Below are 21464 nucleotides of genomic sequence, written 5' to 3'. Positions count from 1 at the left end.
TGCTATCACCGGCCGCCTCTTGCTTTACGAGAGGCAACTAATGACACTGTTGTTATTCGTGTGACAGCAGACTACCTAACGAAGTGCTGTTCTTCCGCCAAGCAACGCCGTACCGATGCGTACGTGTGTCGCGCCATGCGCTATAGCGGCCTCGACATCCCCGCTCATACCCGCGGAAACGACCCCAGCCTGCGGAAATTCGGCGCGCAGCCGATCCGACACGCCGGCGAGCGCGGCGAACGCCTCGGCCGGGTCGGCGCCGAGCGGCGCGACCGCCATCACGCCTCGTAACCGCAGCGCCGTGGCACCCGCGATCGTCTCAGCCAGCGCGAGCAGATCCGCCGGCACCACACCGCCACGCGCGCCGATGCTCGCCTTCGGACTCGGTTGGCGCGCCGGCACTTCGCCGGCGAGGTCGATTTGCACCAGTACGTCCAGCGGCCGGTCGCGATGCTCGGCGGCGGCCCGGTCCAACGACGTGACGAGTTTCACCCGGTCGACGCTGTGGACGAGATCGGCATAACGGACAACTGACGCGACCTTGTTGCGCTGCAGCTGTCCGACGAAGTGCCAGCGAAGGTCGGCGACAGCCGGATGCGCGTCGCGTACGGCGGCAACGGCGGCCGCCTTGCTGGCGGCCTCCTGGTCGCGGTTCTCGCCAACGTCGCGTTGGCCGATGTCGGCCAACGCGACGACGTCGTCGGCGGGGAACGTTTTCGTCACCGCGATGAGCGTCACGTCCGCCGGATCGCGGCCGGCGGACCGAGCCGCCGCGGCGATCCGGTCGAGCACCGCCGCCCGGTTGGCGGCGAGCTCGGCCCGCCGCTCGGCCGTCGGCCCCTGGGTCACGCGCCGTTCTTGAGGAAGTCAGGCACGTCGACGTCGTCGAGCGGCACCCGCGGCGGCTGCTGCGGCTGCGCGGCCGGCGCCGGCTCCGGGGTCGGCACCGGCGGCGGCGGAGGCGTACGCGGCGTCGGCGTGGCGCTGGAGCTCTGCTTGCCGGTCAGCCAGTCGGTGTTGCTGGCCGCCGCGTCCCGCCGGTCGGAGCTGCGGTGGTGGTATTCGCTGCGGTGATATTGCGGGTGGCCACCGTCGAAGCCGGCCGCGATGACGGTGACCCGCACCTCGTCGCCGAGCGCGTCGTCGATCACCGCGCCGAAGATGATGTTGGCGTCCGGATGCGCCGCGTCCGAGACCAGCGAGGCGGCCTCGTTGATCTCGAACAGGCCGAGGTCGGAGCCGCCGGACACGGACAGGAGAACGCCGTGCGCGCCCTCCATGCTGGCCTCCAGCAGCGGGCTCGCGATCGCCAGCTCGGCCGCCTCGACCGCGCGGTTGTCGCCGCGCGAGGAGCCGATGCCCATCAGCGCCGAGCCGGCGCCGCTCATCACCGACTTCACGTCGGCGAAGTCGAGGTTGATCAGGCCCGGCGTGGTGATCAGGTCGGTGATGCCCTGGACACCGGAGAGCAGCACCTGGTCGGCCGTACGGAAGGCGTCCATCATGCTGATCGTCCGGTCGCCCAGTGAGAGCAGCCGGTCGTTGGGGATGACGATGAGCGTGTCGCACTCGTTGCGCAGCTCCTCGATGCCGGCCTCGGCCTGCATCTGCCGCCGCTTGCCTTCGAACGAGAACGGCCGCGTCACCACACCGATGGTCAGCGCGCCGAGTTTTCGCGCCACACTGGCGACCACCGGCGCGCCACCCGTGCCGGTGCCACCGCCTTCGCCGGCGGTGACGAAGACCATGTCGGCGCCCTTGAGCACCTCTTCGATCTCGTCGCGGTGGTCCTCGGCGGCCTTGCGGCCCACGTCGGGGCTCGCGCCGGCGCCCAGGCCCCTGGTGAGCTCTCGGCCGACGTCCAGCTTCACGTCGGCGTCGCTCATCAGCAGCGCCTGCGCGTCGGTGTTGATCGCGACGAACTCGACGCCTTTGAGACCGACCTCGATCATCCGGTTGACCGCGTTCACACCGCCGCCGCCGATGCCGACGACCTTGATGACCGCTAGATAGTTGTGCGGAGGTGTCATCAGGCTGCCTTCCCTAACGGTGGTGGTGCTTGTCTTTTGACCAAACTGTGGTGCTCCGCTTCGCTGATCGAAAGCCGCGATGGCGCCGACTCTCACGTTCAACTTGACGGTTATAGTTATGTCAACTCATCCTTATGTCACGGACGGTAAGACGGCCACCTGCCTCGTTCAAGGAGGCGGCCCGGCGTGTCTGTCGACAATTGTTTTGGCGTGGCGTCATTCACCGCGATTGAGCGTGAATCGGAGCAGCAGCGCGAGATCGGCTCCATGCCTCAAGTTTACGAGCACGGGCGGCGCGGTCGCGCCTGCCTACCGGACTGTCACCACGCTCGGAGCACTCACGTCGTACTTCTTGCCTTTCTGCTTGAGCAGGACGGCGAGTACGGCGGCCTTCTGCGCGCTTTGCGACGCGTCTCCCCACAGGACCGTACGGTCGCCGGTCAGCTGCAGGGTCACCGCGGCCGGCGTCGGCGCGCTGATCTGGACGAGCTGGCCGCGCAGCGACGGCGTCAGCGACGCGCTGACCGTGAGAGCGGCCAGCGTCGCCGGATCGCGCGGGCCGGGGTTTTTCAGCGACAGCAACGGCAGACCGGCCGGCCGGCTCGGCACCGTACGGAAAACCACGCCGGTGCTGTCGATCTCGCGATAGCCAGGCCCCACCACGGCCACCGCGACTCGCTCGCCGACCTCGATCGACACCGTGTGCGGCCAGCTCAACGTCACCGAGACGGTGGACAGCGCCGGCAGCGCGGTGAGCAGCCGCGAGCGTACGGCCGAGGAGTCGACGTGCGCGAGAGCGCTGCCGCGGCTGATGCCGGAGGAGGAGACCACCGCGGCCGGGTCGACGGTCTTGGCGCCGGTGACGCTGACCGTACGCACGTCGAACACGTTGGTGCCGTAGACCAGCCAGGCACCGACGCCGACCACCAGCGCCAGCACGACGGCCGTCGACCAGATCGCCAACCGGTGCCAGCGGCCGACCAGCGGACCGCGCAACCGGTTGGCGATCGGCTCGAGGTCGTCGGTACGCCGGGTCTGGTCCTCTTCCCGGACCACCCGCCAGGAGTCCCGGCGCGGCGTACCGCTCACCTTCATCCCAGCTCCCGCCCGGCGGGCTGCAGGGCCAGCAGGATCTCGTCGGCCATCATCGCGATCGGCGGAGCCCCCATCGTCACGACGACGTCGCCGGGACGGGCGCGCCGCGCGACCTCGGCCGGCACGTCGGACCACGACGGCACGAAGACCTTGCGGTGCTCGGGCAGGTTGATCGCCGCGTGCAGGGCGATGCCACCCTCGCCGGGACCGCGCTGCTCACCCGGTCCGTAGACCTCCATGACGATGACCTCGTCGGCCAGCGCGAGCGCGGCGGCGATGCCGTCCTGGAAGGCCGCTGTCCGGCTGAACCGGTATGGCTGGAAGACGACGATCAGCTGGTTGCTGCCAGCCACGTCGCGTACGGTCCGCAGCTGCGCCGACATCGACGTGGGGTGATAGGCGTAGTCGTCGTAGATGCGGATGCCGCCGACGGTCCCCTTCAGCTCGAACCGCCGCCGGACGCCGCCGTAGGACTCCAGGCCGGCGATCGCGTTGTCGACCGAGACCCCCAGCCGCGCGGCCACCAGGACGGCGGCGGCCGAGTTCAGCGCGATGTGCCGGCCGGGCACCGGCAGCCGCACCAGGCCGGTGTCGTCGCCGTCGAGGATGGCCCGGTAGTACGCGCCGGAGGCGGTCGAGGTCAGGTCGAGCATCCGCAGGTCGGCGTCGGCGGCCTCGCCGTAGGTGTAGACCGTCACGCCGATCGAGCGCGCGCTGTCGGCCAGCCGCCGCGCGCCGGGATCGTCGGCGCAGGCGACCAGAAATCCGCCGGGCACGATCCGCTTGGCGAAGTCGACGAAGGCTTCCTCGATCGCCTCCAGGGTGCCGTACGTGTCGAGATGGTCGGCCTCCACGTTGGTGACGACCGCGACTTCCGGCGCGTACAACAGAAACGACCGGTCGCTCTCGTCGGCCTCTGCGACGAAGAACTCGCCGGTGCCGTGGTGCGCGTTGGAACCGGCCTCGGAAAGGTCGCCACCGATCGCGAAGGACGGGTCCTTGCCGGCGTGCTGCAGCACCGTCGTGATCATCGAGGTGGTGGTGGTTTTCCCGTTCGTGCCGGAAATCGCGATCACCCGGCGGCCGGTCATCAGCGCGACCAGCGCCTCGGAGCGGTGCAGCAGCCGCAGGCCGCGCTCCTTGGCCGCGTCCAGCTCCGGATTTCCCGGTTTGATCGCGGAAGAATAGACGACCGTGTCGGCGCCGCCGAGATTGTCCGCCGAGTGTCCAACGTGGACAGTCGCGCCGAGCGCGCGCAGCGCGTCCAGCGCCGGCCATTCGCGCGCGTCGCTGCCGGAGACTTTCGCGCCGCGCGCCAACAAAATCCGCGCGATGCCGCTCATGCCGACACCGCCGATGCCGATGAAATGCACGGCGCGCAGCTCGTCCGGCGAGATCGTCGTCGGGTCGACACCGGAAAGGACGCTCATGCCGACACCGCTTTCTCAACCATGGCAAGCAAAGCCTCGTCGCCGTCGCGGCGGCCGTAGGCGGCGGCCGCGGCCGACATCGTGGCCAACTCCTCGGGATTGGTCAGCAACGGCAGAATCGTCCCCTCCACATAGGACACGGTGAGCTCGGAGTCCTCGACGAGCATGCCGCCACCGGCGCGTACGACCGGCAGCGCGTTGCGCCGCTGCTCGCCGTTTCCGTGCGGATAAGGCACATAGACCGCCGGCAGGCCGACCGCGGCCACCTCGGCGCAGGTCATCGCGCCGCCGCGGCACAAGAGCAGGTCGGCCGCCGCGTACGCGAGATCCATCCGCTCCACGAACGGCAGCGACACGTACGGCGCGCCGGTGTCGGTCGGCGCCACCACTTCTTCGTTACGGGCGCCGTAAATGTGCAGCACCTGCACGCCGGCGGCGCCAAGTGCCGCCGCCGCACCAAAAGTCGCCTCATTCAACGTACGCGCACCTTGCGAACCACCGGTCACCAGCAGCGTCGGCCGGTCGGCGTCGAGCTCGAAGAACTTGCGCGCTTCCTCGCGGGTCGCGGCGCGGTCGAGCCGGGAGATCTCCGGCCGCAGCGGCACACCGACAACCTCGCCCTGTTGGCCGGCCGCCTTCTGGTGCTCGAAACCGAGCGCGATCGAGGACGTGAACCGCGCTCCGAGCCGGTTGGCGACGCCCGGCGGCACGTCCTTCTCGTGGATCACCAGTGGCGTGTGCCGGCGCCAGGCGGCCAGATAGGCCGGCACCGAGACGTATCCGCCGAAACCGACCACCACGTCGGCCTCGACCTTGTCCAGCACCTTGCGGGTCGCCTTGGTCGCCTTGGCCATCCGCACCGGCGTACGCAGCAGGTCCAGGTTGGCCTTGCGCGGCAGCGGATAGGCCGGCACCATCTCCAGATCCCAGCCGCGGGCCGGGATGATCTGCGACTCCAGCCCCTTCGGCGTCCCGAGGCACGTCACCCGTACGTCCGGATGGTGCCGGCGCAGGCACTGCGCGAACGCCAGCGCCGGCTCGATGTGGCCGCCGGTCCCGCCGCCGGCCAGCACCACTGATCGCAACGTCATCTCCGCTCTGGACGGCTCCGCGCCGGTCCTGGCTTGCCTTTCGTCCGGCTCGCGCCAGCCTTGGTGCTCCGCTTGCCAGCACCTTCGGCAGGCAGGACCGGCACCGGCGGCATGCCGAACAACCGTGTGCCTAGCGTAGGACCGCGCTCGTTGAGCATCGCGGCGGCCTCCGGCTCACCGCGCGCGAACCCGGCCAGCATCCCGGCAACGAAGAGAGTCAGCACCAGCGACGAGCCACCCTGCGAGATCAACGGGAGTGGAATGCCGGTGATCGGCAGCAATCCGACCACCGCACCCATGTTGATGAACGCCTGTCCGGTCAGCCAGACGGTGCAGGCCGCGGCGGTCAGCCGGACGTACGGGTCAGCGGTCCGCCGCGCCACCCGAAATCCCGAGTAACCGAAGACACCGAACAGGCCGATGACCACGACACAGCCGATCAGGCCGAGCTCCTCGCCGATCACCGCGAAGATGAAGTCGTTGTACGCCTCCGGCAGGCCACCCCACTTCGTCGCGCTGGCGCCGAGGCCGACCCCGAAGAACCCGCCGGACGAGAGCGCGTACAGGCCCTGCACGGCCTGGTGCCCGGTGAACTCCGGATCGGCGAACGGGTTCAGGAACGAGGTGATCCGGTCCATCCGCTCGGCCTTGGCGGTGATGAAGCCGATGACCCCGACCACACCGACACCGAGCATGAGACCGAAGACGCGCAGCCGGACGCCGGACACCCACAGCAGCGCGACCAGCACGAGCATCAGGCACATGCTGGTGCCGAGGTCGTGCACGCCGACGAGGCCGACCAACACCACGCTGACCGGCAACAGCGGCACGATCAGGTGCTTGAAGTTGGTCATCAGCTTCCGCTTGCGGACCAGCACGTCCGCGCCCCAGAGCGCGAGTCCCAGCTTGGCGCTCTCGGACGGCTGCCAGAGGATCGGTCCGACGTCGATCCAGCGCACCACACCATTGCGCGCGACGCCGAGCGAGGGGAATGCCAGCAACACCAACAAAGCCGCACCGGAGATGATCAGAATCGGATAGCCGATCATCCGGATCAGGCGGACCGGCAACCGCAGCGCGATCACAAACGCGACCAAGCCGAGCAACGCGTAAAGCGCCTGGTTGGCGAACGTGGTGAACGGGCTGCCGGTCTTCACGTACGAGACGATGCTGGAGGCCGACAGGACCATCATCAGGCCGATGGCGAGCAGCAGGCCGGTGGTGGCCACGACCAGGTAGTACGAGGCCATCGGCCGCTTGAGCAGCCCCTGCAGCGGCGCGAACGGGTTGATCGCGGCCCGGTCCTCCGGGCTGACCTCGCGCGGCGCGTCGGCCTTCTGCGGCGGCGCGGTCACGTGGCCAGCGCACGCACCGCGGCAGCGAAGGAATCACCGCGAGCGCCGTATGACGGGAACATGTCCAGCGAAGCGGCGGCCGGTGCGAGCAGCACCGCGTCGCCCGGCCGCGCGAGCCGGTGCGCGTGCTCCACCACTTCGATCATGACCCCATCATCGGTGCTCGTCACGTCCACGACCGGCACATCCGGCGCGTGTCGCCGGATCGCCGCCGCGATCTCGGCCCGGTCCACGCCGAGCAACACGGCTCCCCGCAACCGCGGCGCGACCGTACGCACCAGATCGTCCACATCCACGCCTTTGAGCTGGCCACCGGCGACCCACACGATCGAGTCGTACGCGGCCAGCGACGCCAACGCGGCGTGCGGATTGGTCGCCTTGCTGTCGTTCACGTACGACACGCCGGCCACCGTCGCGACCAGAGCGTTGCGGTGCGGCTCCGGCACATAGCCACGCAGGCCGTCGCGTACGGCCTCCGGCGGAACGCCGTGACCGCGTGCGAGTGCCGCGGCGGCAAGCGCGTTGGCGATGTTGTGCGCGCCGGGCGGCCGTACGTCGGCGGCATCGACCAGCGCGACCTCGTCACCGAAGGCGCGGTCGACGAGCGTGCCGTCGATGACGCCGAGCTGGCCGACCGACGGCCGCCCCAGCGTGAAGCTCGCCGTCGGACCGCTCCGGGTGGCCAGCAGCTTGGCCACCGCCGGATCGTCGGCGTTGCCGACCGCCAGACTGTCGTGACCGCGCCAGATCCGTGCCTTGGCCTGCGCGTACGCGTCGAAGCCGCCGTGCCAGTCGAGGTGGTCGTCGGCCAGATTGAGCAGCGCGGCGGCCTGCGGTGCCATGGTGGACGACCAGTGCAGCTGGAAGCTGGACAGCTCCACGGACAGCACCTCGTACGGCGGATCCGTCTTCAACACCGCGCTCAGCAGCGGATCGCCGATGTTGCCGACGGCCGCGGCGCGCTGGCCGGCGGCGCGCAGGATCGCCGCGAGCATGGTCACGGTCGTCGTCTTGCCGTTCGTACCGGTGACCGCGAGCCACGGTGCGGCGCCGGCCGGCCGCAGCCGCCAGGCCAGCTCGGGCTCGGAGTAGACCTCGATGCCGGCCGACACCGCGGCCGACAGCAGTGGATGGTCCGGCCGCCAGCCCGGCGAGGTGACGACCGCCTGCGTGCCGGGCGGTGGCTCGGTGACGCCGATGAGTACGGTCGCGCCGGCGGCCGCCAGCCGGTCCGTACGCTCGCTCGCGGCGCGGTCCACGACGGTGACGACGGCACCGCGCTCGAGGAGCGCCTCGGCGACCGGTACGCCGGAGACGCCGGCGCCGGCCACGACGACGCGTTGCCCCTCGTACGCGCTCATAGAATGCGCAGGAAGTCCGCGTAGAACACGCCGACCCCGATGGCCACGCCGATCGCCGCCACCATCCAGAACCGGATGACGATGTTGATCTCCGGCCAGCCGGCCAGCTCGAAGTGGTGGTGCAGCGGCACCATCCGGAAGATCCGCCGGCCGAAGGCGCGGAACGAGACGATCTGCATGATCTCGGTGACCACGATGATCACGAACAGGCCGCCGATGATGATCAGCAGCAGCTGCGTCTTGGTGGCCACCGCGAGCCCGGCGATCAACGCACCGAGACCGAGCGCGCCGGTGTCGCCCATGAAGATCTTGGCCGGTGACGCGTTCCACCACAGGAAGCCGAAGCAGGCGCCCGCCACGATCGCCGCGACCAGCGAGATCTCCAGCGGGTCGCGGATGTCCGGATAGACCGCGACGTGCCGGAACTCCCAGTAGCCGATCAGTGAGTACGCCATCAGCACCATCACCGAGCTGCCCGTCGCGAGGCCGTCCAGGCCGTCGGTGAGATTGACCGCGTTGGCGGTCGAGACCACGACGAACGCGATGAACACGATCGCGCCGAACTTGGTGATGTTGAGCCAGTCGACGTCGTGGATGAACGAGATCTTCTCGCTGCCGATCGTGTGGCCCTTCGCGTTGGGCAGTACGACCGCGAGGACACCGAAGATGGCTCCGACCAGGATCTGGCCGATCAGCTTGCCGCGTTTGTTGAGCCCGAGGCTGCGGCGCTTGCGCACCTTGATGAAGTCGTCGAGGAACCCGACCACTCCCATCGCGACGAACAGGCCGAGCAGCAGGACGCCGCTGAGGCTGATGTCGCGGCCGTCCGAGCAGGCGGCGCGCGCCTCGTGCGGGTCGCACGGCACGATCGCCAGGTAGAGGTGGATCAGCAGGTACGAGACCACCGACGCGAGGATGAAGACGATCCCGCCCATCTGCGGGGTGCCCTGCTTGGAGGCGTGTGACTGCGGCCCGTCCGTACGCACCTCCTGGCCGACCTTCAGCCGGCGCAGGTAGCGGATGGCGATCGGGGTCCCGGCCAGCGTCAGCAGGAACGCCAGCGCGGCGCCGACGAGCACCGACCTCACGCGGACGCCTCCGCTCCGCCGGCCGAAGGTCCGCTGGGAGGCGCCAGTAACGCCGCCGTGACGTGTTCCATATGAGCGACCTTCGATCCCTTCACCAACACGACATCCCCCGGTTCCAGCCGCGCCGACAGCAGCGCGACCGCCTCCCCGGTGTCGGCGACCTCCACGACCTCGGTGTCACCGCTCGCAACATTCTCGGCGCCGGCGACCACCGCGGACGCATGGGGTCCGGTGGCCACGATCCGGGTCACACCGAGCTCGACCGCATAGCGTCCGATCTGCTGGTGCTCGGCCTCGGCGGTGTCGCCGAGCTCGGCCATCTCCCCCAGCACCAGCCAGCGGCGCCGGTCGCCGGCGATGGCAGCCTGGTTGCGCAGCGCGACGCGCACCGAGTCGGGATTGGCGTTGAACGTGTCGTCGATGACCGTCACGCCGTCCGGCCTGGTGCTGACCTCCATCCGACGCCGGCTCACCACCGTCGCCTCGCTGAGGCCGGCGGCCGCGGCGGCCAGCGGCATGCCGAGCTCCAGCGCGACCGCGGCGGCGGCCAGCGCGTTGCCGACATGGTGCTCGCCGTACAACGCCATCTGCACCGGCGCCATCTGCCCGCCGACGTGGATGTCGAAGCCGGGCCGGCCGATCTCGTCGAGCTGCACCTTCTCGGCGCGTACGTCCGCGTCCTCGGCCCGGCCGGTGAGCACCACCTTCGCGGTGGTTTTCTCGGCCATGGCGCGCACCCGCGGGTCGTCGGCGTTGAGGACCGCGACGCCGCCCTGGTCGGCCGGTGGCAACGCCTGGACCAGCTCGGCCTTGGCAGTGGCGATCGCGTCCCGCGAGCCGAACTCGCCGACGTGCGCGACGCCGACGTTGAGCTCGACGCCGATCCGCGGCGGCGCGATCCGGGTCAGCTCGGCGATGTGGCCGATCTTGCGCGCGCTCTTCTCCAGCACGAGATAGCGGGTCGAGGTGGTCGCGCGCAGCACCGTGTACGGATGGCCGATCTCGTTGTTGAAGGACTCCGGCGGCGCGACCGTCTCACCCAGCCGTGAGAGCAGCTGCGCCAGCAGGTCCTTGGTCGAGGTCTTGCCGGACGATCCGGTGACACCGACGACCGTGATGTCCTTCAGGCGCGCCAAAACCCCGCGCGCGAGGTCGGCGAGCGCCTTCAGCGGGTCGTCGACGACGATCGCGGGCTCGTCCACCTCACGCGCGACGATCGAGGCGACCGCTCCGGCCTCGGTGGCATGTTTGGTGTAGTCGTGACCGTCGACGTGTTCGCCAGGCAGCGCCACGAAAAGACCGCCGCCGGTGACCTTGCGCGAGTCGAACTCGACCGTACCCGTGACGACGGCGGCGGCATCGGCGTTGCGCAACCGGCCGCCGGTCAGCTCGGCCACCTCGGCCAGCGTCAACTCGATCACGCGTGCACCTTCCCGTTGGTCGCGTGCAACGCGCGGTCGAGCTCTTCACGGTCGTCGAAGGCAAACACCTGGCCGCCGATCTCCTGGTAGGGCTCGTGGCCCTTGCCGAGGATCGCCACGGTGTCGCCCGGCTCGGCGAGCTGGACGGCCCTGGTGATCGCCTCGGCGCGGTCGCCGATCTCCAACACCTGCGCGCGCTGGTCGGCGGCCACCGTGGCGGCACCGGCCAGCGCGGCGGCGCGGATCGCGGCCGGGTCCTCCGAGCGGGGGTTGTCGTCAGTGATGATCAGTACGTCCGCGCCGAGCGCACCGGCGGCACCCATGAGCGGACGCTTGGCCGTGTCGCGGTCGCCGCCGCAACCGAGCACCGCGATGAGCTTGCCGCGAGTGACCGGCCGCAGCGCGGTCAGCACGGCGGCCACGGCGTCCGGCTTGTGCGCGTAGTCGACCACCGAGAGCAGGTCGGGCCGCGTGTCCGCGCCGATCCGCTGCAGCCGTCCCGGCACACCCTGGCAGCTCGCCACGCCGTCGACCGCGGTGGCCGGGTCGATGCCGGCGGCGACCAGCATCGCGATCGCCAGCATCGCGTTGTCGACATTGAACGGGCCAGGCAACTGCACCTGGCCCTGGTACGTCTTGTCACCGTGGACCGTGAACGTCTGCGGCACGGCGGAGGTGTCGACGTCGGTCGCGTACCAGCTCGCCGGCTGCGTCGTCGACACGGTGATCGTGTCGTCGCCGACGAGCCGGCGACCGTACGCGTCGTCGATGTTGACCACCTCGCGCCTGGCGCGGCCGTCGAACAGCAGCGCCTTGGCGGCGAAGTAGTCCTCCATGTCGGCGTGGTAGTCCAGATGGTCGGCGCTGAGGTTGGCGAAGCCACCGACCGCGAAGGCGATGCCGTCGGCCCGGCCCTGCGCCAGCGCGTGGCTGGAAACCTCGGCGGCGACCGCGGTGACGCCGTTTTCCAGCATCACCGCGAACAACGCCTGCAGATCCGGCGCCTCCGGGGTGGTGTGCGCACTCGGCAGCCGTATGTCGCCATAGCGCGTCTCCACGGTGCCGATCACTCCGGTGCGGTGGCCGGCCTGGACCAGACCCGCCTCCAGGAGATACGCCGTGGTGGTCTTGCCGCTCGTACCGGTCACCCCGAGCACCTTGAGCCGCTCGGTCGGATTGCCGTAGATCGCCGCCGCGACCTTGCCGAGCACTCGCCTCGGCCTGTCCACGACCAACACCGGCACGTCCGCGGTGACCATCGCCGCGCCCGCGTCGTCGGTCAGGATCGCCGTCGCACCGGCTCCTACCGCGGCATCGGCGAACTCCGCACCATGCCGGACCGACCCCGGCAACGCCGCGTAAAGATCCGCTGGCCGTACGGACCTGCTGTCATGCGTCACGCCGGTGACCCACCCGTCACCAACCGCTCCACGCACCGCCGCACCGACCATGTCGAGAACAGCCGCCACCGGAGTCGGCGACACCGATGTCGGCCGTGGGAGTAGCTGCCCTGGCACGAGTCCGAACCCTACCCGTACGCGAGATCCGACCGTGGACAGGCACACGGTGGCACGTCGAATTCTTTCTGAGTGGGGGCGGGGAGGGGTATTTGTCCGGTTGAGTGGGAGGGGGTTGCGGGTGGAGGGCTTTGGGGTGGTGCGCTGGGGTGGTGGTGGGGTGTCCGTTTGCTGCGTTTGGGGAGGGGCGGGGTGCCGGTTGGTGCGTTTGCGGAGGGGTGGGTTGGCCGTTTGGTGCGTTGGGTGGGGTGGTTGCGTTTTCTGATTGTTGCGTTGGGTGCGGTGGTTGGGTCTTCATGTTTGTTGCGTTGAGTGGGTGGTTGGGTTTTTCGCCTGCGCGGCGGGCGCTCCTGCGCGGAGGGCGACCTCAAGGGAGGGGGCGCGGGAACGCCAATCGGTGTGCGTGGGGGTGCGGGCGGCGGTTGCGTGCGGGGTCGGGTCTTCCGGGGTCACGTGCGGGAAGCAACCCGTCGGGCTGGACGGCATCACAGCGTCCGGGTGGTGCTGATGTGGCTACTGTGGCTGGCAATGCAGGTGAGGCGGCTCTGCTGCATAATACTTGTTTAACAAGACATCAAAACGGGCATTTGTTGCAGCCCGGCAGTCGCAACAGCATTATCAGCCTCAGTAGTCACACCCGTCACAGCCTCCGGAGATCACGGCGGCGTGAAAGCCCTGTTTCCTTGCGTCCAGCGCAAGTAACTCGACATTCATGCCGCCTGCGAACCTCTCAAGCCGGACATTTAGCGCTCCACACGCCTTCCCGTCCCACATACTGGACCCTCGCGCCACCCATCGAGACGCCACCGCAGGTCCGGCGCCCAGCCACACTCCTGGTCCGGTTTGTCCGTTCTCCCCCGTCGGCGAGCTTTGCTTGAGCACATGTCGACCGGGCCTGCCGCGTACGCAAACCAACCACCCACCCATGCTCGGCAGGCCCGGTCGACATGTGCTCATCCTCCGGACGCCGACGAGGGAGAACGGACAAACCGGACCACACCACCCACCCAACCGCACCCGCGGCACCCAACCCAACCAACAGCGAAACCCCGCGCACCCCTCCCCTTGAGGTCGCCCTCCGCGCAGGAGCGCCCGCCGCGCAGGCGCCACCACCCCCAAAACGCAACAAAAAGAAAACCCCACCCCCCAAAACGCGACAAAATGAAGAGCCGGTCCTCCCCCACGCACCAAACAGAAAACGCAACCGCTCCAAACTCCCCGTCACAAAGCCAAAATCATCACCCATGAATCTTCAGCGGCGGCCGGACGCTGCCTGTGGGCGGCACTGCTTCATGACGCAAGACGAAGCTCATCAGATCGTGGAAAGCCGGCCCAGCGATAGGTCCGCCTTCAGACCGGTCCGGCACCTTGACGAAAATCGCCACGACGTAACGTGGCGCGTCGGCGGGGGCCATTCCGATGAAGGAAGTGACGTTGCCTTTTTCGTAGTGGTTGCCGACGACCTGCATGCCGGTGCCGGTCTTGCCGGCGACACGGTAGCCCTTGATCGCGGCGGCGGGGGCGGTGCCTTCGTTGGTGGCGACGCCCTCCATCAGCCAGCGCATGGCGGCGGCGTTCTGCGGCGAGAGTACGCGCTGCGTTTTGGGTGTCGGTGCCGGCTTGTACGTGCCGTCCGGTGCGACCGTGCCGCTGATCAGGCTCGGCTCGACGCGTACGCCGTTGTTGGCGATCGTCTGGTAAACCGACGCCATCTGGAGCGGTGTCACCGCCACGCCGAGACCGATCGGGATGCTGCCGTAGGAAGTGGCGCTCCAGTTTTTCGGCGGCTGCACGATGCCGCTGCTCTCCGCCGGCAGGCCCACGTCGGACGCGGAACCGAGGCCGAAAGCCTTCTGGAAGTCGTAGAGCCGCTGGGCACCGACCTTGTCGGCGACCGTGATCGTGCCGATGTTGCTCGACTGGGTCAGCACGCCCTGCAGCGTCAGCTTGACCTGGCCGTGCGCGTGCGTGTCGGTGAAGCGTACGCCGCCCTTGGTGATCGAGCCCGGCAGATCGAGCACGGTGTCCGGCTGGATCACTCCGCTCTGCAGGCCGGCGCTGAGCGTGATCGCCTTGTGCACCGAACCCGGCTCGACCACGGTCTGCGTGGCGATGTCCTTCCACGAGCTGGAGTCCGAGTCGCCGGGGTTGGCCGCGTCGTACGTCGGATAGCTGGCGTCGGCGAGCAGCTGACCGGTCTTGACGTCCATCACCAGCGCCGTGCCGAAGGAGCCGCCGGCCTCGCGCGTGCGCTGCGCGATGATCTGCTGCGCCTGATACTGCACGTCGCTGTCGATGGTGAGCTTGAGACCGGACCCCGGCCGGGCCGCGACGGTCTGGTCGAGGCCGGACGGGATCTGCGTGCCGTCCTGCGAGACCTCGAACTTGTGCAGCCCGTCCACGCCGGCCAGCACCTTGTTGTACGACGACTCCAGACCGGCGGCGCCGACGCCTTCGTTGTTGGTGAAGCCGATGACGTTGGCGGCCAGGTCGTGTCCCGGCTGGTCGCGGCGCTTCTCGTCGTCGATGCCGATGCCCGGCAGGTTCATCGCCTTCACCACGGCGGCGACCTCCGGGTCGAGCCGGTGCGCGAGATAGACGAAGTGGCTGTCGCGGCCACTCTTGAGCTTGCGCGCGGTCAGCTTGGCGTAGAGCGTCTGCTGCGGCACGCCGAGCACACCGGCGAGCTTCGCGGCCACACCGGCCGGGTCCTTGACCAGCTCCTTGTCATTGGGATCGGCGAAGACGGCGTTGGCACGGACGCTGTTGGCCAGCACGATGCCGTTGCGGTCGGTGATCGTGCCGCGCGGGGCCATCAGGGGCCGCGTGACCGTACGGTCGTCCTTTGCCTCAGCCGCCCACGCGGCGGCGTCGGTGGTCTGGATGTAGACGAGCCGCGCGACGACGGCCACGAAGAGCACCAGCACGACGACCAGGCCGACCCGGAGCCGGCGGTAGGACGTGCCGGCCGAGATCGGATGGGCCCACGCGCTGAGCATCCGTCGCACGGCCGGACTCGGCCGTACGCGTGCCCGCGACCGGCTGGACCGCGGACGGCCGGCGGCCCGGTCGGCGCGCGACCGCTGCGGCAGCACCGTTGCTCCGCTGGTCGCGCGCCGGCCAGGCGGCCGGTGACCGGTCGGCCTGCTCATCGCGCACCTCCGTCCCCCGAGTTCGTGTTCGGCTGAGCCGTGTTCTGCTGACCAGCGTCCTGCTGACCAGCGTTCTGCTGACCAGCGTTCTGCTGGCCGGTGGTCTGCTGGCCGGTGGTCTGCTGGCCACCGGTGCCCTGGTTGGTGTTCGGCGGCACCAGCGACTGGCCGTTGTCCGACGACGAGGACGAGTCGCCGTCGTCGCTCTTCGCCGGCGTCGGTACGCCGAGGATCCGGCCGTCCGGCAGCCGGATGAAGGCCGGCTGTCCGGCCGGCACCAGGCCGAGCCGCCGGGCGGCCGCGGCGAGTGTGCCGGGTGCCTGGAGCTGGTTGACCTTCTGCCTCAGCTCCTGTTCCTTGATGTCCAGAGCCTTCTGGTTCTTCTGCAACACCCGCAGCCGAAACGAGTTTTCGTTGACTGAGGTGTTGAGCAGCAACAACGCGACCAGGCCGCCGGCCACCAGCCCGAGGATGAGGACGACGAAAGGCGTACGCGGCGCCGAGCTCGCGGCCGGTGGCGGCGCGAGCAGCAGCCGTACGCCTCGGCCGGCCTGCTGCGGGATCCGCTTGCGTGCCGGCGTACGCGGCGGCGCCGGCCGCCGTCGCGGCGGTGCGGCGGTCCGGGCGGTGGTCCGGCCGGTGGTCTTGCGCGGCGGCTCGGTCCGCGGGACGGTGGCGGTGGCTCGTACGGTCATGCCGCCTCCCGGATCCGCTCGACGGCGCGCAGCCGCACGGAGGCCGAGCGCGGATTGCTGGTCAGCTCGGCCTCGGTCGGTGTCTCGGCACCGCGGGTCAGCAGCCGCAGCACCGGCTCGGTGCCCGGCAGTTCCACCGGCAGGTCCGCCGGCGAGGTGCTGCTGGCCCCGGCCGCGAAGGCGCGTTTGACCATCCGATCCTCCAGGGAGTGGTACGACATCACGACCAGCCGGCCACCGAGCCGCAGGGCGTCGATGGCCGCCGGCAGTGCCGCACGCAGCGACTCAAGCTCTCCGTTCACCTCGATGCGCAGTGCCTGGAAGGCACGCTTCGCCGGATGGCCCCCGGTCTTCCTGGTGGCCGCCGGGATGGCGTCGCGTACCAGCTCGGCCAGTCGCGCCGTCGAGGTGAGCGGCGCGCGGCCGCGAGCGGCGACGATGGCCTTGGCGACCCGGTTGGCGAACCGCTCCTCGCCGTAGTCCCGCAGGATGCGGGTCAGGTCGCCGACCGAGTAGGTGTTGACGACTTCTTCCGCGGAGATCCCGGTGGTCGGGTCCATCCGCATGTCCAGCGGCGCGTCACGCGCGTACGAGAAGCCGCGGTCGACCACGTCGAGCTGCATCGACGAGACGCCGAGGTCGAACAGGATGCCCTCCACCGCGGCGATGCCGAGCTCGTCGAGCACGTCCGGCAGCTCGTGATAGACGGCGTGTACGCCGGTGAAGCGCGCACCGAACGGCGCGAGCCGCGCGGTCGCACGGCGCAACGCTTCCGGATCGCGGTCGAGGCCGACCAGTCGCAGCTCGGGATGTGCGGTGAGCATGCGTTCGGCATGCCCGCCCAGCCCGAGAGTGGCGTCGACCAGGACCGCCTGGCGAGCGGTGCCAGTCTGGCGAAGGGCCGGCGCGAGCAGCTCGGCCACCCGCTCCGCGAGCACCGGTGTGTGCTCTGGCTCGATGGTGTTGTCCACGCGCGTCGACCCTCCCCCCGAGTTTCGCTTGGCGCGCCGTGTTTGCGTGACACAGCTGGATCAGTGACGTTCCGTCAGGTCCCCATCCGCTCGCACGCCTGGCACCGGGGAAGGTGCGCCAGGTGATGGAGCGGCTGGAGGCCTGGCGGAACGGCCTCGATCGCCTCGATCAACGGGGTGCTCAGAACACCCCTGGCAGGACCTCCTCCTCCACGTCCGCGAATCCCGGCTCGGACTCGGTGAGATAGTCGTCCCAGGCCTGCTGGTCCCAGATCTCCACCCGGGTCGACGCGCCGATCACCACGCAGTCCTTCGACAGGCCCGCGTACTCACGAAGGCTGGCCGGAATCGTGACCCGGCCCTGCTTGTCGGGCACCTCGTCGTACGCGCTGGCGAAGAACACCCGGGTGTAGGCCCGAGCGGTCTTGTTGGTGACCGGAGCCGCCTGCAGCTGCTCGGCGAGCCGGGTGAACTCGGCCATCGGAAACACGAACAGGCAGCGCTCCTGCCCCTTCGTGATCACGAGCCCCTCCGCCAGTTCGTCCCGGAACTTCGCCGGCAGGAACAGCCGACCCTTGTCGTCCAGCCGCGGGGAATGAGTGCCGAGAAACATGCCGGCCTCCCTCCCCGAGCGGAGCTCCGTGGTTCCGGATCCTCCACTGCGCTCCACTGTACCCCACAAATCCCCACGCACAACGCGTCGGCGTGCCGACGATACTCCACCGATGGTCATATGCGCAGCTCAGAGCACACAGAGCCAAGTGGAGGAGGTTTCTCGGGCGCGCGCGACCAAGCGAACTGCCGACACATTTTGTGTCCGTTTTGCCCGATTAGATGGCTGGGGTGGCCAGGCCGGGGGTCGAGGTGGAGTGAAGTGGAGGAGCGTCGCGACCGTTATAGTGCTAGTGTCATTAGCACCATGTTGTTGACACTGGACCTGCATGATCCGCGGCCGCTGCACGAGCAGGTCGGCTCGGCGATCCGGCGGGCGATCGCCGACGGCGAGCTGGCGGTCGGCGAGCGGCTGCCTCCGGCGCGTGAGCTGGCGGCAGCGCTGGGGATCAACGCCAACACCGTCCTGCGCGCGCTGCGCGACCTGCGCGACGAAGGCGTCCTGGAGTTTCGCCGCGGTCGCGGCGTGTCCGTGCTGCGTCCGCCAGAGGGCCGCAGCGTGCTGGTGGAGAAAGCGCGCGAGCTGCTGGCCGAAGCCGACCGCTACGGGGTCGACCGGCCGGAGGTCATCGCCTTGATAGAGGAGCTGTCATGACCGTACGCGGCAGGTTTCTGCTGTATGCGACGAGTTGGGCCGTGGTCGTCGCCATCGCACAGGCGGCGATTCCATTGTCCGTACGCGACCGGCTGCCGGAGCCGATGGCGACCCACTGGAGCCTGCTCGGCGAGCCAAACCGCGCGATGCCGCTGGCCGGCGAGCTCGCGTTGATGGCCGGCGCCTGGGTCGTGATCGCCGGCCTGCTGGCGCTCGGTGCCGTACGCGGCCGGATCGAACGGCGGCGACGACGCGCGACCGTCTCTGCCGTCTACGGCGCCGCCGGTGTGCTCAGCGTCGGCCTCGCGTACGTGACGACCACGGCAAACCTGGACGTGACCGACTGGCGGCACGCGCAGCCACTGGCCTGGCCGGCGATGGCGGCCGTGCTGGTGATCGCCGTCGCGGCCGGTTTCGCCGGCTATCGGCTCGGTCGACTCGGCCCCGACACGCCGGCCGACCTGGCGACCGCACATCCGAAGGCCATGCGGCTCGACGCGAACGTACGCGCCGCCTGGGTCTCGTCGGCGACCAACCCGCTGCTCGGCGTGCCCGGCTCGGTGGCTCTGGGCCTGGCAGTGGTTTTCGCGGTGGCCGCCGCGATCGGCGCGGCCGGCCTGACCTGGCACGCCCCGCTGGTCGCCGCGGTCATCGGCCTCGCGCTCACCGCCTGCTCGTCCTTGCGCGTACGGGTCAACGACAGCGGGCTGGCCGTCGGTTTCGGTCCGTTTGGCTGGCCGGTGCGCCACATCGGCCTGGACCGGATCGACCGCGCATGGAGTGAGCCGCGACAGCCGGTGGAGGTCGGCGGCTGGGGCTGGCGGGGGTTGCCGGGCGGCAGCACGATCATGATCCGCGGCGGCGACTGCCTGGTCGTCCGCTATCGGTCCGGCGGTGAGCTGGGCATCAGCGTGGACGACGCCGAGCGCGGCGCCGCGCTGCTCACCGCCCTGGCGAACCGGACGCACGCGTCATGATCCGGCGTACGAACGACCTCGTCGTCTATCTCGTCGTCGCGTTTGGCCTGTCCTGGCTGATCGCCGCACCGGCGTGGTTCACCGGTGGACTGCGGTCACCGGTGTTCGTGGTGGTCGCGGCCTGCATGATGGCCACGCCGTCGATCGCCGTACTTGTCGTGTGGCGGCTGAAAAACCGCGAGGTGCGTTTCCGCGACTGGGCTCGGCGGACGGGTCTGACGCTCGGCCCGCGAAAGGGCCGTACGCTCTGGCTGGTGCTGGCCGCCTGGGTCGGCACGCCGGTCGTGGTGGGGGTGGCGATCGCGATCAGCGCCGCGCTCGGCCTGGTGTCGTTGGATCTCGCGCATCTGAGCCTGTACGCCAAAGAACTCGCCAGGACCGGCCGGCAGCTGCCGCCGGTGCAGACGGTCTTCAGCATCCAGCTCGCCTTCGCCGTCGTGCTGGCACCGCTGCTCAACGCGATCCCGGCACTCGGCGAGGAATGGGGCTGGCGTGGCTGGCTGCTCCCCCGGCTGACCACCTACGGCACCTTCCGCGGTTTGCTGCTCAGCGGGGTGATCTGGGGCTTGTGGCATTTCCCGGTGACGCTGCTCGGCTACAACTACCCCGATTTCGGCGGCTGGGCCGCGCCGTACTTCATCATCGCCTGCGTCTGCCTCGGATTCGTGATCGGTTGGCTGCGGCTGCGATCCGGCAGCGTGTGGCCGTCGGTCATCGCGCACGGCTCGTTCAACGCCACCGCGGGCCTGATCATCCTGGCCGGCGACGCGGCGCATCCGCCGCGCCCGGAAGTCGCCGGTGTGACCGGACCGGTCGGCTGGATTTTGTTGGCACTGCTGGCGGTCGTGCTGTTCTGGCGGTGGCCGGCGACGAATTCCGATTGCCCGGCCGCACCGGTTGGCGCAGACTCGGCGCGTGCTGATCAGACGCGAGACGCCGGCTGACGCGGAGGCCGTGCGGGCCGTCCACACAGCGGCCTTCCAGAACGATCCGCCGGTCGAGGCGCGGCTCGTCGACGAGCTGCGCCTGGACACCGGCTGGATCCCGGCGCTTTCGTTGGTGGCGATCGAAAACGACGAGGTCGTCGGTCATGTCGTCTGCACTCGCGGCCGGGTGAGTCCGCATCGCGCGCTCGGCCTCGGACCGCTCGGCGTACGGCCGGACCGGCAGCAGGCCGGCGTCGGATCGGCGTTGATGCACGCGGTGATCGGCGCGGCCGACGCGCTCGACGAGCCGGTCATCGTGTTGCTCGGCCATCCGGACTACTATCCGCGGTTCGGCTTCCGTCCGGCGGCGGAGCTTGGCATCACCCCACCGGATCCGGACTGGCTGCCGGCGTTCCAGGCCCGCACGCTCAGCGCGTACGACCCGTCGATACGCGGCGAGTTTCGTTACGCAGAGCCATTTCGGCGGTTGTGAATGGAGTTCACCTGGCGCTGGCGCCGGCTGACCGAGGCGGACTTTCCGCTTTTGGCGGCCTGGCTGGAGCAACCGCACGTCGCGCGCTGGTGGCATCACGAGACCTCGGCCGAGGCGGTCGCTCGCGACTTCGGTCCTGCCGCGCGCGGCGCGGAGCCGTCCGAGGACCTGCTGGTGTTCCTCGACGGCGAGCCGCTCGGCTTGGTGCAGCGCTCGCGCTATGCCGACTATCCGGCGTATCTGGCCGAACTCGGCGCCATCACCGAGGTGCCGGCCGGTGCGGTCTCGATCGACTATCTGATCGGCGACCTGAGCCGCACCGGCGTCGGCATCGGACCGCGGATGATCCGCGCGATCGTCGACGACACCTGGTCGAGTCATCCGGACACGAGCTGCGTGCTCGTACCGGTGTCGGCGGCCAACCGCGCATCCTGGCGAGCGCTGGAGAAGGCCGGCCTGCGCCGGGTCGCGGAAGGCGAGCTGGAGCCGGACAACCCGATCGACAACCGCGACCACGTGGTCTATCGGATCGACCGGCCACAGGACCTGGGGGTCTAGGGGCTGTATCGAAGTCCCACGCGGCGATAGCCGAGCC

19 protein-coding genes are annotated in these 21464 nt (G+C 69.7%); 5 read left to right on the top strand and 14 right to left on the bottom strand.

Annotated elements, in window-relative coordinates; all coding sequences use genetic code 11:
- Nucleotides 1–75: 75 nt before the first annotated feature.
- The 14 genes from GNX95_RS02660 to mraZ form a co-directional block, all read right to left on the bottom strand.
- Complete coding sequence (locus GNX95_RS02660) at nt 76–849, bottom strand: YggS family pyridoxal phosphate-dependent enzyme (protein WP_163505550.1); 774 nt, start codon at nt 847–849, stop codon at nt 76–78.
- Nucleotides 846–2030 (bottom strand): cell division protein FtsZ, encoded by a 1185-nt coding sequence (gene ftsZ / locus GNX95_RS02655; RefSeq protein ID WP_163505549.1) that lies wholly within the window; start codon nt 2028–2030, stop codon nt 846–848. The genes GNX95_RS02660 and ftsZ overlap by 4 nt, the downstream gene beginning before the upstream one ends.
- 309 nt (nt 2031–2339) lie before the next feature.
- Nucleotides 2340–3125: a cell division protein FtsQ/DivIB gene (locus GNX95_RS02650; RefSeq protein ID WP_163505548.1), complete on the bottom strand. Its 786-nt coding sequence runs from the start codon at nt 3123–3125 to the stop codon at nt 2340–2342.
- Nucleotides 3122–4555 carry a UDP-N-acetylmuramate--L-alanine ligase gene (gene murC / locus GNX95_RS02645; RefSeq protein WP_163505547.1) on the bottom strand — a complete coding sequence of 478 codons (1434 nt, stop codon included), beginning with the start codon at nt 4553–4555 and terminating at the stop codon, nt 3122–3124. The genes GNX95_RS02650 and murC overlap by 4 nt, the downstream gene beginning before the upstream one ends.
- Nucleotides 4552–5646, bottom strand: coding sequence for an undecaprenyldiphospho-muramoylpentapeptide beta-N-acetylglucosaminyltransferase (gene murG / locus GNX95_RS02640; RefSeq protein ID WP_163505546.1), 1095 nt, complete (start codon nt 5644–5646; stop codon nt 4552–4554). Before murG ends, murC begins: the two co-directional genes overlap by 4 nt.
- Nucleotides 5643–7001: a putative lipid II flippase FtsW gene (ftsW, locus tag GNX95_RS02635; RefSeq protein WP_222853355.1), complete on the bottom strand. Its 1359-nt coding sequence runs from the start codon at nt 6999–7001 to the stop codon at nt 5643–5645. Before ftsW ends, murG begins: the two co-directional genes overlap by 4 nt.
- A complete protein-coding gene (murD, locus tag GNX95_RS02630; RefSeq protein ID WP_163505545.1) occupies nt 6998–8362 on the bottom strand; it encodes a UDP-N-acetylmuramoyl-L-alanine--D-glutamate ligase in 1365 nt (454 codons plus the stop codon). The genes ftsW and murD overlap by 4 nt, the downstream gene beginning before the upstream one ends.
- The gene (mraY, locus tag GNX95_RS02625; RefSeq protein WP_163505544.1) at nt 8359–9450 is read right to left on the bottom strand and encodes a phospho-N-acetylmuramoyl-pentapeptide-transferase; all 1092 of its coding nucleotides are present in this window, start codon (nt 9448–9450) and stop codon (nt 8359–8361) included. The genes murD and mraY overlap by 4 nt, the downstream gene beginning before the upstream one ends.
- The gene (locus GNX95_RS02620; RefSeq protein ID WP_163505543.1) at nt 9447–10871 is read right to left on the bottom strand and encodes a UDP-N-acetylmuramoyl-tripeptide--D-alanyl-D-alanine ligase; all 1425 of its coding nucleotides are present in this window, start codon (nt 10869–10871) and stop codon (nt 9447–9449) included. The genes mraY and GNX95_RS02620 overlap by 4 nt, the downstream gene beginning before the upstream one ends.
- On the bottom strand, nt 10868–12388 hold the full coding sequence (locus GNX95_RS02615; protein WP_163505542.1) for a UDP-N-acetylmuramoyl-L-alanyl-D-glutamate--2,6-diaminopimelate ligase: 1521 nt from the start codon (nt 12386–12388) through the stop codon (nt 10868–10870). The genes GNX95_RS02620 and GNX95_RS02615 overlap by 4 nt, the downstream gene beginning before the upstream one ends.
- A 1238-nt stretch (nt 12389–13626) precedes the next feature.
- Nucleotides 13627–15540: a peptidoglycan D,D-transpeptidase FtsI family protein gene (locus tag GNX95_RS02610; RefSeq protein ID WP_163505541.1), complete on the bottom strand. Its 1914-nt coding sequence runs from the start codon at nt 15538–15540 to the stop codon at nt 13627–13629.
- Nucleotides 15537–16235: a cell division protein FtsL gene (gene ftsL, locus GNX95_RS02605; protein ID WP_163505540.1), complete on the bottom strand. Its 699-nt coding sequence runs from the start codon at nt 16233–16235 to the stop codon at nt 15537–15539. The genes GNX95_RS02610 and ftsL overlap by 4 nt, the downstream gene beginning before the upstream one ends.
- Nucleotides 16232–17206 carry a 16S rRNA (cytosine(1402)-N(4))-methyltransferase RsmH gene (gene rsmH / locus GNX95_RS02600; protein WP_222853354.1) on the bottom strand — a complete coding sequence of 325 codons (975 nt, stop codon included), beginning with the start codon at nt 17204–17206 and terminating at the stop codon, nt 16232–16234. Before rsmH ends, ftsL begins: the two co-directional genes overlap by 4 nt.
- A gap of 181 nt (nt 17207–17387) precedes the next feature.
- Complete coding sequence (mraZ, locus tag GNX95_RS02595; RefSeq protein ID WP_163505539.1) at nt 17388–17819, bottom strand: division/cell wall cluster transcriptional repressor MraZ; 432 nt, start codon at nt 17817–17819, stop codon at nt 17388–17390.
- A gap of 306 nt (nt 17820–18125) precedes the next feature.
- Here mraZ and GNX95_RS02590 point away from each other — a divergent pair, with 306 nt between their 5' ends.
- The 5 genes from GNX95_RS02590 to GNX95_RS02570 are packed head-to-tail and all read left to right on the top strand — an operon-like array spanning nt 18126 to nt 21427.
- Complete coding sequence (locus GNX95_RS02590) at nt 18126–18473, top strand: GntR family transcriptional regulator (protein WP_187369582.1); 348 nt, start codon at nt 18126–18128, stop codon at nt 18471–18473.
- On the top strand, nt 18470–19450 hold the full coding sequence (locus GNX95_RS02585; RefSeq protein WP_163505538.1) for a DUF1648 domain-containing protein: 981 nt from the start codon (nt 18470–18472) through the stop codon (nt 19448–19450). The genes GNX95_RS02590 and GNX95_RS02585 overlap by 4 nt, the downstream gene beginning before the upstream one ends.
- Nucleotides 19447–20394 carry a CPBP family intramembrane glutamic endopeptidase gene (locus tag GNX95_RS02580; protein WP_163505537.1) on the top strand — a complete coding sequence of 316 codons (948 nt, stop codon included), beginning with the start codon at nt 19447–19449 and terminating at the stop codon, nt 20392–20394. Before GNX95_RS02585 ends, GNX95_RS02580 begins: the two co-directional genes overlap by 4 nt.
- Nucleotides 20366–20869 (top strand): GNAT family N-acetyltransferase, encoded by a 504-nt coding sequence (locus tag GNX95_RS02575; protein WP_163505536.1) that lies wholly within the window; start codon nt 20366–20368, stop codon nt 20867–20869. Before GNX95_RS02580 ends, GNX95_RS02575 begins: the two co-directional genes overlap by 29 nt.
- On the top strand, nt 20870–21427 hold the full coding sequence (locus GNX95_RS02570) for a GNAT family N-acetyltransferase (RefSeq protein WP_163505535.1): 558 nt from the start codon (nt 20870–20872) through the stop codon (nt 21425–21427). It begins immediately after the preceding gene.
- The last annotated feature ends 37 nt before the right edge of the window (nt 21428–21464 follow it).

The sequence above is a fragment of the Fodinicola acaciae genome, from assembly GCF_010993745.1.
GTDB lineage: Bacteria > Actinomycetota > Actinomycetes > Mycobacteriales > HKI-0501 > Fodinicola > Fodinicola acaciae.
This window is presented reverse-complemented; position numbering and strand designations above follow the sequence as displayed.